The 17,418-nt window shown below is 36.8% G+C and carries 18 protein-coding genes; all 18 read left to right on the forward strand.

Annotated features, from left to right (window positions below; all coding sequences use genetic code 11):
- The first annotated feature begins 51 nt into the window (after positions 1–51).
- Positions 52–3,618, forward strand: a complete 3,567-nt coding sequence (smc, locus tag GHD00_RS03775; protein WP_163536767.1) for a chromosome segregation protein SMC — start codon at positions 52–54, stop codon at positions 3,616–3,618.
- A gap of 13 nt (positions 3,619–3,631) precedes the next feature.
- Positions 3,632–4,624, forward strand: coding sequence for a signal recognition particle-docking protein FtsY (ftsY, locus tag GHD00_RS03780; RefSeq protein ID WP_163536768.1), 993 nt, complete (start codon positions 3,632–3,634; stop codon positions 4,622–4,624).
- Positions 4,625–4,695: 71 nt separating this feature from the next.
- Positions 4,696–5,013 carry a putative DNA-binding protein gene (locus GHD00_RS03785; RefSeq protein ID WP_163536769.1) on the forward strand — a complete coding sequence of 106 codons (318 nt, stop codon included), beginning with the start codon at positions 4,696–4,698 and terminating at the stop codon, positions 5,011–5,013.
- 12 nt (positions 5,014–5,025) lie between these two features.
- A complete protein-coding gene (gene ffh, locus GHD00_RS03790; protein ID WP_163536770.1) occupies positions 5,026–6,387 on the forward strand; it encodes a signal recognition particle protein in 1,362 nt (453 codons plus the stop codon).
- Between the two features lie 78 nt (positions 6,388–6,465).
- Entirely contained in the window at positions 6,466–6,735 is a 270-nt protein-coding gene (gene rpsP, locus GHD00_RS03795) for a 30S ribosomal protein S16 (protein WP_163536771.1), read from the forward strand.
- A gap of 17 nt (positions 6,736–6,752) precedes the next feature.
- Positions 6,753–6,980 carry a KH domain-containing protein gene (locus GHD00_RS03800; RefSeq protein ID WP_163536772.1) on the forward strand — a complete coding sequence of 76 codons (228 nt, stop codon included), beginning with the start codon at positions 6,753–6,755 and terminating at the stop codon, positions 6,978–6,980.
- Between the two features lie 258 nt (positions 6,981–7,238).
- Positions 7,239–7,625 (forward strand): YlqD family protein, encoded by a 387-nt coding sequence (locus tag GHD00_RS03805; protein ID WP_163536773.1) that lies wholly within the window; start codon positions 7,239–7,241, stop codon positions 7,623–7,625.
- Positions 7,626–7,636: 11 nt separating this feature from the next.
- Complete coding sequence (gene rimM, locus GHD00_RS03810) at positions 7,637–8,155, forward strand: ribosome maturation factor RimM (protein WP_163536774.1); 519 nt, start codon at positions 7,637–7,639, stop codon at positions 8,153–8,155.
- Entirely contained in the window at positions 8,155–8,886 is a 732-nt protein-coding gene (trmD, locus tag GHD00_RS03815; protein ID WP_163536775.1) for a tRNA (guanosine(37)-N1)-methyltransferase TrmD, read from the forward strand. Before rimM ends, trmD begins: the two co-directional genes overlap by 1 nt.
- A 130-nt stretch (positions 8,887–9,016) precedes the next feature.
- Positions 9,017–9,361 carry a 50S ribosomal protein L19 gene (gene rplS / locus GHD00_RS03820; RefSeq protein WP_163536776.1) on the forward strand — a complete coding sequence of 115 codons (345 nt, stop codon included), beginning with the start codon at positions 9,017–9,019 and terminating at the stop codon, positions 9,359–9,361.
- 94 nt (positions 9,362–9,455) lie between these two features.
- The gene (lepB, locus tag GHD00_RS03825) at positions 9,456–10,013 is read left to right on the forward strand and encodes a signal peptidase I (protein WP_163536777.1); all 558 of its coding nucleotides are present in this window, start codon (positions 9,456–9,458) and stop codon (positions 10,011–10,013) included.
- Positions 10,014–10,034: 21 nt separating this feature from the next.
- The gene (gene ylqF, locus GHD00_RS03830) at positions 10,035–10,889 is read left to right on the forward strand and encodes a ribosome biogenesis GTPase YlqF (protein WP_163536778.1); all 855 of its coding nucleotides are present in this window, start codon (positions 10,035–10,037) and stop codon (positions 10,887–10,889) included.
- Between the two features lie 70 nt (positions 10,890–10,959).
- Positions 10,960–11,730: a ribonuclease HII gene (locus GHD00_RS03835; protein WP_163536779.1), complete on the forward strand. Its 771-nt coding sequence runs from the start codon at positions 10,960–10,962 to the stop codon at positions 11,728–11,730.
- 136 nt (positions 11,731–11,866) lie between these two features.
- A complete protein-coding gene (locus tag GHD00_RS03840) occupies positions 11,867–13,681 on the forward strand; it encodes a hypothetical protein (RefSeq protein ID WP_163536780.1) in 1,815 nt (604 codons plus the stop codon).
- Positions 13,678–13,962 (forward strand): EscU/YscU/HrcU family type III secretion system export apparatus switch protein, encoded by a 285-nt coding sequence (locus tag GHD00_RS03845; RefSeq protein ID WP_163536781.1) that lies wholly within the window; start codon positions 13,678–13,680, stop codon positions 13,960–13,962. Before GHD00_RS03840 ends, GHD00_RS03845 begins: the two co-directional genes overlap by 4 nt.
- A 239-nt stretch (positions 13,963–14,201) precedes the next feature.
- Complete coding sequence (sucC, locus tag GHD00_RS03850; RefSeq protein WP_163536782.1) at positions 14,202–15,362, forward strand: ADP-forming succinate--CoA ligase subunit beta; 1,161 nt, start codon at positions 14,202–14,204, stop codon at positions 15,360–15,362.
- 57 nt (positions 15,363–15,419) lie between these two features.
- Positions 15,420–16,322: a succinate--CoA ligase subunit alpha gene (gene sucD / locus GHD00_RS03855; RefSeq protein ID WP_163536783.1), complete on the forward strand. Its 903-nt coding sequence runs from the start codon at positions 15,420–15,422 to the stop codon at positions 16,320–16,322.
- 110 nt (positions 16,323–16,432) lie between these two features.
- Positions 16,433–17,341: a DNA-processing protein DprA gene (gene dprA, locus GHD00_RS03860; RefSeq protein ID WP_163536784.1), complete on the forward strand. Its 909-nt coding sequence runs from the start codon at positions 16,433–16,435 to the stop codon at positions 17,339–17,341.
- Positions 17,342–17,418 lie beyond the last annotated feature (77 nt).

Below are 17,418 nucleotides of genomic sequence, written 5' to 3' on the forward strand. Positions count from 1 at the left end.
AATTAACGATAAATATATTATGTTAACAAAATCTCTATAGGAGTTTTGAATATGCTTTTGAAACAATTAGATACGATGGGATTTAAATCTTTCGCAGAACGTATCCGTGTTGATTTTGTTTCTGGTGTAACAGCAGTAGTTGGACCTAATGGCAGTGGCAAAAGTAATATTACGGATGCTATTAGATGGGTTCTTGGGGAACAGTCTGCTAAATCTTTACGCGGAGCAAAAATGGAAGATATCATCTTTCAAGGAAGCGACACGAGAAAACCCTTAAATTTAGCTGAAGTTACGTTAGTCCTTGATAATTCTGATGGACAACTTCCGATTGATTATGAAGAAGTTAGTGTGACAAGAAGGGTTTATCGTTCAGGGGAAAGTGAATATTTAATGAATAAACAACCTTGCCGTTTAAAAGATATTACGGAGTTATTTTTAGATTCAGGACTTGGCAGAGAAGCGTTTTCTATCATTAGTCAAGGTAAAGTAGAGGAAATATTAAGTTCCAAATCAGATGAACGAAGAGTCATTTTTGAGGAAGCGGCAGGTGTTTTAAAATATAAAAAGAGAAAGCAGCAAGCGGAGTATAAGCTTGCGGAAACACAAGAAAACTTAAACCGGGTAGAAGATATTATTTATGAGGTGGAGGGTCAGGTCGAGCCCTTAAAACAACAAGCATCTGTAGCGAAGGAGTACTTGCAGTTAAAAGATCTTCTAACAGAGAATGAAGTAGGACTATTAGTAAAAGAAATGGAGTCACTCCATCAAGACTGGGAAGAGGTAACAAAAAATTTAGAGCAAAAACAAGTTCAGGCAAGAGAAAGCAAGTACATAACTGCTGAAAAAGAAGAGGAATTAGCATCTACTAGAGAGGAGATGCAGCAGCTAGATACTCAAATTACTTCTTTACAGGAATCACTGCTTCAACTCACGAAAGAACTCGAGGGATTAGAAGGTAATAAAAAAATATTTCATGAACGAATGCATCATTTTCAAGAAAATAAGCTAAAGCTTGAAGAAGAAATGGATTTGTTACGAAATCGTATGGAAGCAACAACGAATACACTTGAACAAGAAAAAGTAACTTTAAAGAAGTATAAACAAAAAGAAAAAGAAAATACAAAAGCTCGGGTGGCTGTAGATAAAAAGTTGAATGCTGGAAAAAGTAATTTGGAAGATCAGATTGAAACGTTAAAAAGTGATTACATCGACTTATTAAATGATCAAGCTGCTAAGCGAAATGAAAAAAACTCGATTCGACAGCAGCTGGAACGGATGGAAACAAAGCACCAAACGCAGTCTTCTAAATGGGATCACCTTATTAAAGAGCGGGATGAATTTGAAAAAAGACTTAAGCAATCTCAACTAAACTTTAAAGAAATCGATGAAAAGCTACATATTGAACGTCAAGCCTACGATGAATTAAAGCGCAAAATAGTGGTAGAAAATAATCTCTATGATGATATGCAAGAAAAGCTTTATAAAGGCTATCAAATGCTTGAGAATTTAAAATCTAAAAAAGAAATGCTAGAAGATTTAAAAGAAGACTTTCAAGGTTTTTACTATGGGGTAAAGGAGGTACTAAAAGCACGAGAACAGCATGTACTAAGTGGTATTCATGGAGCGATACCAGAATTAATCGACTTTTCTAATGACTATATAGATGCCATGGAAACTGCTTTAGGAGCACAAGCACAGCATGTTGTTGTCAGTGATGAGGAAAGTGCGAGATCTGCCATTCAATGGTTGAAGCAAACAAATAAGGGAAGAGCTACTTTCTTACCAATTACTTCTATGCAGCCGAGGTCGATACCCTCTTCTATGTTGAAGCGATTAGAAGATGATCATGGTTTTATTGGAGTGGTGGTTGATTTGGTCTCTTTTGATAAAAAATATGAGCCAGTATTAAAGGCATTATTAGGTAATGTGATCATTGCTCAAACGTTAGAGGATGCTAACCGTTTTGCTGCGATCATGCATAGAAGATATCGAATTGTTACCTTAGAAGGGGATATTGTGAATCCTGGCGGTTCTATGTCTGGTGGGGCTAAGAAAAAAACGAATCAATCTTTATTTACAAGAGATAAAGAGTTGAAAAATTTAAAGACAAAATATGCAGATTACCAAAGAAGAGTACAAGATTTTGAACAGAAATTGCAGAATCAAAAGCAAACTATTCATGCATTCGAGGAAGATAGGAACACAAAAAGAAACACGATTGAAGAACTAGAGCGCAATTATCAATCTCAAGCTAGCCAATTAAAAGAATGGCAGCTATCTTTAGAACATTTAAACGATCAACTAGCCATTTATGACCAAGATAAGCATCAGCGAGAGGAAGACCAGCAATATCTATTAGAAAAAGATAAAGAACTGAACGTCCAATTAGAAGAACTTCAACAGAAAATACACGTTATAGACCAAAAGGTTGAGGAACTGACCAAAGAACATGCTAACTATGAAGAAAAAGCTGATCAATTAAGGCAAGAGTCACAACAAATTCGTATCAAGCAAGCAGAGTTAAAAACTCTCATTGCAAATCAAGAAGAGAAAGTAGATCGTACTCAAAGTGTTTTAAATGATATTAAGCAAAGTCTAGATGAAAAAGAAAGACAGCTAAACCAATTATTAGAACTAAATAATGGAGAATATTCAGAAGAGGAACTTAACGAACAGATACAAAAGAAAAAACAAGAAAAAATAGATCAAGAGACAGTAATGAGTAACTCTCGCGAGCAACGAAACCATTTATCAGAAAGAATTCAATCATTAGAATTATTGATTAAAAAAAGAACAGAGAATGAATACCAATTAAGTAATGAAATGCAGCAATTGGAAATTCAACAAAACCGATTAGATGTCGAGTTAGAAAATAGGCTGACGATTTTAGAAAATGAGTATAACATGACATTTGAAAGGGCTAAATCAACCTACCAGAAGCCAGAAGATTTAGATAAGGCAAAAGAAAAAGTAAAATTATTAAAGAAATCTATTGAGGAATTAGGAACGATTAACTTAGGTGCCATTGAGGAGTATGATAGAATTAAGGAAAGGTATGAATTTCTATCACAACAACAGGATGACTTAGTGGAAGCAAAGAGAACATTATATGATATAATCGCAGAGATGGATACGGAAATGCAGCGTCGCTTTGAAGAGACGTTTACGCAAATAAAAGAAGAATTTGGCGATGTTTTTCAAAGAATGTTCGGTGGCGGGAAAGCCGAATTACGGTTAACCGATCCTAATCAGTTGTTAGAAACCGGTGTAGAGATTATTGCACAGCCACCAGGGAAAAAATTACAACAACTAGGTCTGTTGTCTGGTGGAGAAAGAGCTTTGACTGCTATTGCTTTACTTTTTTCGATATTACGTGTTCGCCCTGTTCCGTTTTGTGTATTAGATGAAGTAGAAGCCGCATTAGATGAAGCGAATGTCACAAGGTTTGCAGAGTATTTGAAACAATTTAGTCAACAAACACAATTTATTGTCATTACTCACCGTAAAGGAACGATGGAAGAAGCAGATGTCCTTTACGGCGTAACAATGCAGGAGTCAGGGGTTTCTCGACTGGTATCTGTGAAGTTGGAAGAAACGCCTGAATTGTTAGAAGCATAGAAGGAGGAAGAAAATGAGTTTCTTAAAAAAGCTAAAAGAAAAATTTCAATCGACAGAAAAACAGGAAGAAGTATCAGATAAATATAAAGAAGGGCTTACAAAGACAAGAAAAACATTTTCAGATCGTATTAATGACTTGGTAGCACGATATCGAAAAGTAGATGAAGATTTCTTCGAAGACTTAGAAGAAGTGTTAATTTCTGCAGATGTCGGTGTTTCAACGGTAATGGACTTAATCGATGATTTAAAAATGGAAGTGAAACGCCAAAATATTAAAGACTCCAACGAAGTAAAACATGTAATCTCTGAAAAATTAGTAGAAATTTATTATGGAGAAGATAATGAAGAAACAGCCGAAATTAATATGCAAGATGACGATTTAACTGTCATTTTGTTTGTCGGTGTAAATGGTGTTGGGAAAACAACAACCATAGGAAAACTCGCACACCAGCTAAAATCAGAGGGAAAAGAAGTATTATTAACAGCTGGAGATACATTCCGTGCAGGAGCTATTGAGCAGTTAAATGAGTGGGGAAATCGTGTCGGTGTTGATGTGATCAAGCATAACGAAGGCAGTGATCCAGCAGCAGTTGTTTATGATGGAATCCAAGCGGCTAAATCGCGTGGGGCGGATGTATTACTGTGTGACACTGCAGGAAGACTGCAAAACAAAGTGAATTTAATGAATGAGCTAGCAAAAGTGAAACGAGTAATTACGCGAGAAGTACCCAATGGCCCGCACGAGGTGTTATTAGTATTAGATGCTACCACAGGTCAAAATGCATTAAGCCAAGCAAAAACTTTTTCAGAAGCTACAGATGTTTCTGGCATTGTGCTAACGAAGCTTGATGGTACAGCTAAAGGTGGTATTGTATTAGCAATACGTCACGAATTAGGTATTCCTGTAAAATATGTCGGTTTAGGGGAAAAGGTAACAGATTTACAAATTTTTGACCCTAATGCATTTGTTTACGGGTTATTTGCTGATATGCTTGAAGAAGAGTAACATTAAGCTTGACAGTTGCTTCATTAACAGATTAAACTTTTGTAAAGTCATTTTCCTTAACGAGGTGTGCTATGTTAGAAAAGACGACGAGAATTAATTATCTTTATGATTTCTATCAAGGATTGCTAACACCGAAGCAGAGAAATTATATGGAGATGTACTATTTAGAAGATTTGTCTTTAGGAGAAATCTCTGAGCATTTTAATGTTTCAAGACAAGCTATCTACGATAACATTCGTAGAACGGAACAAATGTTAGAAGAATATGAAGAAAAGTTAGGTTTATATCGGAAATTTCAGAAGCGTCAGGAATTATTAGGGTACTTAAAACAGCATACGAATAATGAAAAAACACAACAAATTGTAGACAAGATAATTGAGATTGAATAGGAGGCGTACTATATGGCATTTGAGGGTTTAGCCGACCGCCTGCAAAATACCATTCAAAAAATTAAAGGAAAAGGTAAGGTTACAGAGCAAGATGTAAAAGAGATGACGAGAGAAGTCCGTCTTGCACTGTTAGAGGCAGACGTAAACTTTAAGGTAGTGAAAGATTTTATTAAGAAGGTAAAAGAGAGAGCTGTTGACCAAGAAGTAATGGAAAGTTTGACACCAGGTCAACAAGTTATAAAAGTAGTGAAAGAAGAATTAACGGCTTTAATGGGCGGAGATGAAAGTAAGATTGCGGTTGCCGATAAACCACCGACAGTTATTATGATGGTAGGGCTTCAAGGTGCCGGGAAAACAACTACAACTGGTAAACTTGCTAATCTGTTAAGGAAAAAATATAACCGTAAGCCATTACTTGTAGCAGCGGATGTTTATAGACCTGCAGCAATAGATCAGCTGGAAACGCTAGGTAAACAACTGGATATGCCAGTATATCAAGAAGGAACAGATGCAAATCCTGTAGATATTGTGAATAAAGGCTTAGAAAAAGCAAAAGAAGAACATCTAGATTATGTCCTTGTCGATACAGCCGGGCGTCTACATGTAGATAATGATTTGATGGGTGAGCTTGCCCAAATTAAAGAAAATGTGAATCCGGATGAAATCTTTTTGGTGGTAGATGCCATGACAGGGCAAGATGCTGTTAATGTTGCGGAAAGCTTTAATGAACAATTAGATGTATCTGGTGTGATTTTAACAAAACTCGATGGGGATACCCGTGGCGGTGCTGCGTTATCCATAAAAGCTGTGACCGATAAACCTATTAAATTTGCAGGTATGGGAGAAAAGTTAGATCAACTTGAAGTATTCCATCCTGAAAGAATGGCATCCCGTATTCTGGGGATGGGAGATGTGCTGTCCTTAATTGAAAAAGCACAGGAAAATGTGGATGAAAAGCGTGCTAAAGAATTGGAAGAAAAAATGCGATCTGCATCGTTTACTTTTGATGACTTCTTAGAGCAAATGGGCCAAGTTAGAAATATGGGACCATTAGATGAACTTATGGACATGATACCAGGTGCGAATAAGATGAAAGGTCTTAAAAATGTAGAACTAGATGAAAAGCAGTTGTCGCATGTTGAAGCAATTATTCAATCCATGACAGCACAGGAAAGACAAGACCCTAGTGTTATGAATGCTAGTCGCAGGAAGCGTATTGCTAAAGGTTCCGGACGATCCGTATCAGAAGTTAACCGATTGTTAAAGCAATTTGAAGAAATGAAGAAAATGATGAAACAAATGAGCAATATGCAGCAAGGAAAGAAAGGCAAGAAAGGGAAAAAACCAAAAGGATTAAATTTTCCTTTTATGTAATGGAAAAACACTTTACACAGATGAAAAATTCTGATACAATTCTTTCTTGTGTGAGACATTAATTTGGAGGTGGAAACAATGGCAGTAAAAATTCGCCTAAAACGTATGGGTTCAAAAAGAAATCCATTTTATCGTATCGTAGTGGCAGATTCTCGTTCTCCACGTGATGGACGAATCATCGAACAAATCGGAACATATAACCCGGTTGTAAATCCGGTTGAAGTGAAATTAGATGAAGATAAAGCACTAGATTGGATGACAAAAGGTGCGAAACCTAGTGATACGGTACGTAACTTATTTTCAAATGAAGGCATCATGACAAAATTTCACGATTCTAAAAATCAATAATAAAGTAGTGTGATGACATGAAAGCCTTAATCGAAACAATTATTGAGCCATTAGTCGATTACCCTGAGTCTATTGCTATTTCAGAAAGAGAAGAAGAGAACAAGATTGTTTATCATCTTCAAGTGCATGAAGAGGACGTAGGGAAAGTGATTGGCAAAAACGGCCGAATTGCAAAGTCGATTAGAACAGTTGTTTATGCAGCTGGCATGAAATCAAATAAACGTATCTTTTTAGATATTATGTAAAAAGAGGGGAGGAATAGATAGCCTTCCCTCTTTTCGTTTTGGTTGTAAAACCTTTGGATTCCATTTATGGATGGTCGTTCATGATAATCTATTTTATCATGGTGAACAATTACCCTATGCCCCCCCTTCAAGACTTAGAATAATAAAAAAAGTAGAAGTGGGGGATGAAGAAAGAACCCACTGATGGAAGTCTCACTTTATATTTTTCATAAGATCTGCTATTCTTTTATTATAAAAGGGAGAGAAAGGCTGGATTTCATGCAAATCATTCGTAAAGTCGCTGTAAAACAAATTGTGACAGATCAGACAAAAAACAAGTTGCGAGAAGAATATGAATGGAAAATATTCCAATTGGAACAAGAGAGTCAGCAGTTGTTATTTGAACAAAAAAAATTAGAGCAGCGTACTTCGAATAAAAAAACGGAAATAGCCTCAAAATTTAAGAAGAAAATAAACAGTCGAAAGGACCATATCAATTGGTATAAATATAAATTAGAGCAGCTAGACATTCTGCCGATCGGCAGTGAAATCCACGATGGAGAAGTCGATGCTATTGTTGAAGTCGAGGAAGGAATGGATTGGGATCAAATGAATCAACAAACTGCGATTGTGATTAGAGATGGAAAAGTAGATAAAATTACATAATAGGTGATAACATGACAAAAGATTATTTACGAGTTGGAAAAATTATTAACACACATGGTATAAAAGGAGAAGTAAAAGTTTTACGGATAACTGATTTTGCAGATCGTTTTGAACCAGGGTCCACTTTGTGGGTTGATAAAAAGCAAAGCAATGAGTTAATAAAAGTAACGGTTGATGGGCACCGAAGACATAAAGGCTTTGACTTAGTACACTTTCAATCATTAGATAATATAAATGAGGTAGAATCATGGAAAGGTTCAGAGCTGTTAATAAAACGTGAACAACTAGAACCTTTGGAGGAAAATGAGTATTATTACCATGAAATTATTGGTTGTCATGTTTACACGACAGAGCCTTTATATGTTGGGAAAGTGATCGAAATATTAGCCCCTGGTGCAAACGATGTATGGGTTGTGGAAGATGAAAATGGCAGCGAACATCTCATCCCATATATTGAGCCTGTGGTGCAAACAATTGATATAGAAAAAAGCAACATCATTATTGAACCGATGGAAGGACTTTTGGAGTAATGCGAATTGATATATTATCCTTGTTTCCAGAAATGTTTGAAGGGGTATTTCAATCCTCTATATTGAAAAAAGCATATGATGCCAATGCTTTTCAATATAATTTTATTAATTTTCGGGATTATACCGATAATAAGCACAATAAGGTGGATGACTATCCTTACGGTGGTGGAGCAGGAATGGTGTTAAAGCCGCAACCCATTTTTGATGCAGTTGATCATGTAAAAAAAGATACAAAGACTAAACCGAGGGTAGTTCTCATGTGCCCTCAAGGAGAAACTTTTACACAAAAGAAAGCAGAAGAGTTAGCAACGGAAGACCATCTTATCTTTATTTGTGGACATTATGAAGGATATGATGAAAGAATTAGAACGGAACTAGTCACAGATGAGGTGTCAATTGGAGATTATGTGCTAACTGGTGGTGAGTTAGGAGCTATGGTCGTGATCGATAGTGTTGTTCGATTATTACCAGGTGTCTTAGGAAATGAAAAATCAGCTGTACAAGACTCTTTTTCGACCGGCTTATTAGAACACCCTCATTATACGAGACCTGCAGATTTTAGAGGGTTGAAAGTCCCTGATGTTCTGCTTTCAGGTAATCACGCACATATAGAAGAATGGCGCAAGAAGGAAGCTTTAAAGCGAACCTTCCTTCGACGAAGAGATTTACTCCAAGAATTAGAGTTAACGGACCAAGAAAAAGAATGGATCAAAGAATGGAAAAATGACTAGATGTAGTTGAAATGAAAACAGAACTATGCTATATTGATAGTTGTGCTTAAGTGAATGCTTAAGGTAAAAAACGATGTTCCGCTATCGTGAAGGCTGGTAAGAGCATTGGTTTGGAAGGGGTGTAAGAAGAATGCAGAACATAATCGAAGAAGTAACAAAGGATCAATTACGTACAGATCTTCCAAAATTTCGTGCTGGTGATACTGTAAAAGTGCACGTGAAGGTTGTGGAAGGTAACCGTGAACGTATTCAGGTATTCCAAGGTGTTGTCATTAAACGCCAAAATGGTGGAATTAGTGAAACATTTACGGTACGTAAACTTTCTTATGGTGTAGGGGTTGAACGTACATTCCCAGTGCATTCACCACGTATTGATAAAATCGAAGTAACTCGACGTGGTAAAGTTCGTCGTGCGAAGCTTTACTATCTACGTAACCTACGTGGTAAAGCTGCTCGTATTAAAGAAATTCGCTAATGAAAGAAATGTAAAAGGAGCTTGCATCGTCAGGCTCCTTTTTCTTCTATTTAAAATAGTTTTTGGAACCAGGTGAAGAAGGGAAATTATCCATATGACAAAGAAAAAGAATGATTGGGCAGATTGGATAAAAACGATCATTATAACAGCTCTGATTATTATCTTACTTCGTATGTTCATTGCTGTTCCTATTGTGGTTGAAGGGCCATCTATGTACCCGACATTAGCAGATAATGAGCGTTTAATAGTGGATAAATTAAGTTTGACTTTTAGTGATATAAAAAGGTTTGATATTGTTGTATTTCATGCAACAGCACAAAGAGATTATATTAAGAGAGTGATTGGTCTTCCTGGTGATCAAATTGAGTATATAGACGACCAATTATATGTAAATGGACAAGTAGTTAAAGAATCCTTTCTAGATCAAGCAAAACAAACTTTGGGTAGCAATGAAACCTATACAACCAATTTCGATCTATCACATATACCAGGAAATCAGCAAGAGGTTCCAGATGGGCATGTCTTTGTGCTTGGTGATAACAGACCGAATTCAACGGACAGCCGACATCTCGGGTTTATTCCAATGGACCAAATAGTTGGTGTTGCCAGATTTACATATTGGCCTATTGGAGAAATAGGGTTTGTTGATTAGGGAAGAAAATGAGGTGTTAAAATGACTATTCAGTGGTTTCCAGGACATATGGCAAAAGCACAACGTGAAGTTCAAGAAAAATTAAAATTAGTTGACTTTGTAATTGAATTAGTGGACGCACGTGCTCCTTTTTCATCACAAAATCCGTTGTTGCAATCTTTGCTTCAACAAAAATCTAAAATGATTGTGTTGATGAAAGAAGATTTAGCTGATGATAAGGTGACAAAACAATGGTTGTCCTTTTTTACAGAACAAGGGATGACAGCTATTTCAGTAAATGTAAATAATAGAAAAGATATGCAAAATGTCGTACAAACAGCTAAAGACGTAGCTCAAGAAAAAATGGAAAAGCTTAAAAGAAAAGGAATTCGTCCGAGGCCAGCTCGAGCAATGATTATTGGAATTCCGAATGTTGGTAAATCCACCCTTATTAATCGTTTAGCGAATAAAAAAGTGGCAAAAACAGGCGATCGTCCTGGTGTAACGAAAAATCAGCAGTGGATTAAGGTAAAAAAAGAATTTGAATTGTTAGATACTCCAGGCATTTTATGGCCAAAGTTTGAGGATGAATTAGTCGGGTATCGCTTGGCGGCAATAGGGACTATTAAAGATCAGTTATTACCGATTGAAGATGTGGCTGCTTATATTATTCAATATTTACAGCAACATTATCCTGAGGTTTTAGAAGAGCGTTATGGAGTTACCGATGATAACAATGATATGCTGGCTATTTTTGAATGGATCGGAAATAAACGAGGTTGCCTTGAATCAGGTGGTAGAATTAATATGGAAAAAACCTCGGATGTCATTATTCAAGATTTGCGCAGCGGTAAGCTAGGAAAAGTGACATTGGAAGATCCAAGTGAGATAGATTAAAGACATTCGTCATCATGAATGTCTTTATTTTTTCGAAAAATCACCGATATATTAGAAAAGAGGGGTCAAAGTGGATTATCATTGGACTATTCAACAATTGAAAGATTACATAAAAAATAGAAACTTGACGGAGAAAGAAATCGAAATATTACGAACAGATCAAAGAAAGGGTGCTCAGAAATTATATAAGCAGTATAAGCAACATCTAATTAAAGAACAACAAGCAGTGGAAAAGTTTGAAGAAATGCAGAAATATGAAAATACTCAAAGAAGCCGTGGCAAGGCTTATATAGCTGGTGTTGATGAAGTAGGAAGAGGACCACTAGCGGGGCCAGTAGTGGCTGCTGCTGTTATATTACCTCAAACCTTTTTATTAAAAGGCTTAGATGATTCAAAGAAATTGAATAAAAAAAAGCGTGAATTATTTTATCAATATATTGTAGAGAATGCACATTGTTATAGTATCGGTGTTGTACCTCCCTATGAAATTGATGAAATGAATATATATCAAGCGACAAAAGCAGCCATGTATCAAGCCGTTGATAAACTATCGATCAAACCTGATCATGTTCTAATTGATGCAGTAGAATTAGATGATTTAGGGGTAAGCAGCAATGCTATAGTAAAAGGTGATCAAAAGAGCATATCAATTGCTGCAGCCAGTATTGTGGCGAAAGTAGCTCGCGATCAAATGATGAGTGAACTACATCAAACATATCCAGTGTATGAATTTGATCAAAATAGCGGTTATGGAACTAAAAAACATTTGGAGGCACTAAAACAATATGGTGTTACTTCTCACCACCGGCGTAGTTTCTTGAAATCCGTTTTATCACGGTGAACAATCGTCCGTAAGCCCCCACTTCAAGACTTAGAATAATGAAAGAAGTATTAGTGGGGATACGGAAGTTTTGCTAACCATTAGTGGGGATGGAGCCCCCACTGATGGAAGTCTCTCTTTATAAGGGGGTGGCCTTATGGCCGACATACATCCGTTTATTCCAAAGCAGGCGGCAGCAAATGCCAAAGGGGTACAATCGCCCCCTACCTTACAACAAGGTCAAATGCTGTCTGGTAAAGTACTAGAACTTTATCCTAATCAAACAGCAGCTATCCAGCTTGGCGGGGTTCAAGTAGTTGCTCAACTAGAAACTGCACTCTCATCCAAACAGAACTATATTTTTCAAGTGTTATCTGTCGGAAATGTAATACGGCTAAAGAAAATAAGTGAAGCACCAAGTCAGAACGGGCAGAAAATAAAACAGCTTTTGCAACAGTTAGGTGTTTCTTCTACTAATCAGTCGAAAGCTTTTTTTCAACAAATTGTAGAACAAAACATTCCTTTTTCTAAAGCTGACAGCCAGGAGATTGTTTCACTATTAGAACGATTTGGCGGGTCACAAAATCATCGAGAAATTATCTTATTAATGATGGCGAAACAGCTTCCGTTAAAAGAGGAGGTTTTTCAAAGTTTACAAGCTTTCCAGTCTAACCAGATTGGCCACCAAATGAAAGCATTGCAACAAATGATAGAACAACAAAGCAGACCAGGAAACTCAAGGCTGCTTTCTTCGATCGAAAATCGATTACATACCTTTACTTCAAGTCCATCAAATGCAATACATAAAGGGAATACACAAGCATTTCAATCATTTTTAATAGATAATAATCAATCTATTTATCAATTAATGCAAAAAATGAACATCATATCGAATCAAACATCGCTGGCAAAATTTGAAGAGGCACTGTTGACATGGAGTCATCGAACTAGCAATAGTGATCAAATGCTTTCATTCTCACAAGTGAAAGCCCAGTTACAAGCAGCACTTCACTCTCAGATTCCGATGAATGCAAATGAACAGCAAGCATTTAAAACCATCATGCCGAAATTTTTACAAGCTTTAGGTGAACAGAGATTAGTTCATGATATCAAAGCTTCCTTACAAAATAGTTCTATTTTACAAAAGATGGGCTCCGCCTTAACCGATGATGAAGAGAATATGTTACACAGATGGGTAATGGATTCTAATACCTCTGACCGGGCAAATCGCTCAGCTTATGAACTGTTACATCGAACCTTGCACCACCAATTAACTTCATCTGAGATTACATTAGCTAGAGATCTTTTATTTAGAATGAATGATATAGATTCATCCAGTCCGATGTCTATAAAGGAACACTTTTTAAACTTAACAAAACAATTTTTACAAGTGAGTGGGGTACAAGACGAAACCCAGTTGAAGAGTCGGATGCCAGAAGGAGAACTTTCGCTAAAGCAGCTGCTAATGCTAGCAGGTCAACAAAGTGATGACCTGCTAGGAGAACGCATGTTAAAGTTAGTCCAAACTATTACAGGAATGCAATTGAACATGACAAACAGTGACGATGCTATTTCTCAATGGAATATTCAAATTCCTGCGGATAAACTAGGGTTACCTAAAGATATACGCATGCAATTTGAAGGTAAACGGAGAGAAAGTGGAACAGAATTAGACCCAAACTATTGCCAGATTCTATTTCACCTTGAATTAAATAAGTTAGGAGAAACGATGATAGCAGTTTCTATACAAAAGCGTGTGATTCAAATCACTGTTTATAATGATCAAGCACAAACTAAATCATTATTACAAGGCTTTAAGCCCTTATTAAAGGAAAAGCTATCTGAATTAAATTATCAGTTATCAACTGTTACTTGGAAATCTTTAGATCAAAAGGAGACCTATACGCAAACGCAACAAAAAAACAATTATAAAATGCCTGTTCCAAGAGAGGGGATTGATTTTCGGGTATGACAGAAAAAGATGGTTATCAGAAGAAAGCAGCTGCTCTTACCTATGATCCAAACCAGGTAGAAGCACCTAAATTAACAGCTAAAGGAAGAGGGTATGTTGCAGAAAGTATTATAGAAAAGGCAAAGGAGAACGAAATACCCATTCAATCAGATCCTACCCTTGTCCAATTACTATCGGAATTGAACATCAATGAAACGATTCCAGAAGAGCTTTATCAGGTGGTAGCAGAAGTATTTGCCTATATCTATCAAATTGACAAAAGTATCGATCAATCCAAATAGTTCTATTATATAAAGAGAGGCTAACTATCAGTGGGGACCACCCACTGATGGTTAGCGAAACTTATCAGGGCGCTAGTGTCGTTCTCCCCACTTATCCTTCATTAAATATTAGAGGGTATCTTACGGACTATTGTTCTCCGTGAAAAAAAACGTCGAAATATTCATAGTATTTTGTAGACAATTGACGTTGGTTTTTTATACAATGAGAATGCAGTGATTAATTGATGGGAGGATGAAAGATGAATATTCACGAGTATCAAGGCAAAGAGATTTTGCGTAAATACGGTGTGGCTGTTCCAAATGGAAAAGTAGCTTACTCTGTAGATGAAGCAGTGGAGGCTGCAGAGGAATTAGGCACAGATGTATCGGTAGTAAAAGCACAGATTCATGCTGGGGGAAGAGGAAAAGCAGGCGGCGTGAAGGTTGCAAAAAATATCGATGAAGTCCGTACATATGCAGATGAAATTTTAGGAAAAACCCTTGTTACACATCAAACAGGTCCAGAGGGTAAAGAAGTAAAGCGTTTACTGATCGAGGAAGGCTGTGACATAAAGAAAGAATATTATATTGGCCTTGTCCTAGACCGAGCGACTTCAAAAGTAACGATGATGGCATCTGAAGAGGGCGGCACAGAAATTGAGGAAGTAGCTGCTAAAACACCTGAGAAAATTTTTAAAGAGGTTATTGATCCTGTTACAGGTCTATTACCATATCAAGCTAGAAGACTAGCATTTAATATTAATATTCCTAACGAATACTTATCCAAAGCGGTTAAATTTATGATTGGATTATATCAAGTTTTTATTGAAAAAGATTGTTCCATTGCAGAAATTAACCCGCTAGTTACAACAGGAGATGGAGATGTTTTAGCATTAGATGCTAAATTAAACTTCGATGATAACGCTCTATTCCGTCAAAAAGATGTAGTGGATTTCCGTGATTTAGATGAAGAAGATGAAAAGGAAATTGAAGCATCGAAATTTGATTTGAGCTACGTTGCACTAGATGGAAATATCGGTTGTATGGTAAACGGTGCAGGTTTAGCCATGTCTACAATGGATATTATTAAACATTATGATGGAGAACCGGCTAACTTTTTAGATGTAGGCGGCGGTGCCACTGCAGAAAAAGTTACAGCTGCATTTAAAATTATTCTGTCTGATGAAAACGTTAAAGGTATTTTTGTAAACATTTTCGGTGGCATTATGAAGTGTGATGTAATCGCAGAAGGTGTCGTTCAAGCGACGAAAGAAGTAGGCTTGGAAATCCCGCTAGTGGTACGTTTAGAAGGTACCAATGTGGATGATGGAAAGGAAATTCTTGCTAATTCTGGTCTCGATATTACGCCTGCTGAATCTATGGCAGATGGCGCTGAGAAGATCGTATCATTAGTAAAATAAAACTTACTCGATTTTTGAAGTTCGTTTGATCTTGAAGGATGAAGGAGGATCTTATATATGAGTGTATTTATTGATAAAAATACAAAAGTGCTTGTGCAGGGAATCACAGGTTCAACAGCACTTTTCCATACAAAACAAATGTTAGATTATGGCACTAAAATTGTTGGTGGTGTAACGCCGAAAAAAGGTGGAACAGAAGTAGAAGGTGTACCTGTATTTAATACGGTAGAAGAAGCTGTTAATCAAACTGGAGCAAATGCCTCTGTTATTTATGTACCAGCTCCATTCGCTGCTGATGCTATTATTGAAGCAGTAGATGCTGAGTTAGATCTAGTTATTTGTATTACAGAGCATATTCCGGTAATGGACATGGTGAAAGTGAAACGTTATATGGAAGGCAAGAAAACAAGATTAGTAGGTCCAAATTGCCCTGGTGTGATCACACCTGAAGAATGTAAGATTGGTATTATGCCAGGCTATATTCATAAGAAAGGCCATATTGGTGTTGTTTCTCGTTCCGGTACTCTTACTTATGAAGCAGTTCATCAATTATCGGAAAATGGGTTTGGCCAATCTACCGCTGTAGGAATCGGTGGTGACCCTGTTAATGGAACAGATTTTATTGATACGTTACAAGCATTTAACGAAGACCCAGAAACGGAAGCTGTCATGATGATTGGTGAAATCGGAGGTACTGCTGAGGAAGAAGCAGCTGAGTGGGTAAAAGCTAATATGACAAAACCAGTTGTCGGTTTCATTGGCGGTGCTACAGCGCCTCCAGGAAAACGTATGGGACATGCAGGTGCCATTATTTCAGGTGGAAAAGGTACTGCAGATGAAAAAATTAAAACAATGAATAATTGTGGCATTGAAGTAGCAGAAACTCCATCTGTAATGGGTGAAACATTAATTAACGTCCTAAAAAACAAAGGATTATACGAAAAGTGTAAAACACATTAACTATAGTAGGAAAATAAGCTGAGAAAATTCAGCTTATTTTCCGTGTTTTCATAGAGGGGTGGCTAAAAGGTTTCCTCTCTATTATGATGTAATAAAAAGGTTGTGATAGGATGGTAAATAAAAAATGGCGGTTCATTCATCTATATCGGGCATCTGGTGGATCACGTCATTTGATTCATAAAGTATTGAAATTGGACCCACACTTAACATACTTATATAAATGGTCATTTGTCGAATGGCAGAAAAATTTTTCATTGTCAGAGCACCAGGTGAATCGAATCGTTCAAGCCTTGAAAAGCCGGCCTCTTATAAAGCAAATCATGTCAGACAGTAAATGTTATAACATTTTAACAATCTTTGACTCTAACTATCCCGTTCAACTTCGTTTTATTCCAGACCCTCCACTTGTATTATATACAAAAGGAAATCTTTCACTATTAGAACACTGTCCTAGTATAAGTGTGATTGGCACAAGATATCCTTCCACTCATGCAAGATCAGTCATGCATCGACTTTTAACTCCCTTATTGAAAAAAAAGTGGCTAATCGTCAGTGGTATGGCCTTAGGAATTGATGGTTATGCCCATGAGATGTCATTACATCATGGAAGCTCTACGATTGCTGTTTTAGGCAGCGGATTTCATTATATCTATCCCAAGCAGCATCAAGAATTGTTTCAAGAAATATCCCGGTATCACCTTGTCGTAACGGAATACCCTCCTAATACCCCGCCGAAGAAGTTTCATTTTCCTGAAAGAAATCGAATTATAAGTGGTTTAAGCTTTGCAACATTAGTTGTGGAAGCGAAAGAAAAAAGCGGATCGCTTATTACAGTAGATCAAGCACTTGAACAAGGGCGTGAAGTAATGGCTGTACCTGGGAGCATTCTCCAATCAACAAGCAATGGTTGTAATCGATTAATCCAAGATGGGGCTAAGCTTGTTCAATCTGATCAAGATATTAAAGAGGAATGGTTGTTATCCGGTGCGAATTGGCGGCAAATAATATGCAAATCTTAAAGAAATTTTCAAAATTTTTGCTTAGATTTTTATTGGTTTGTTTGACAAACGACAACAAAGTATTTAATAATAGGGAA

The sequence above is a fragment of the Gracilibacillus sp. YIM 98692 genome (genome assembly GCF_010993965.1).
GTDB lineage: Bacteria > Bacillota > Bacilli > Bacillales > Amphibacillaceae > Gracilibacillus.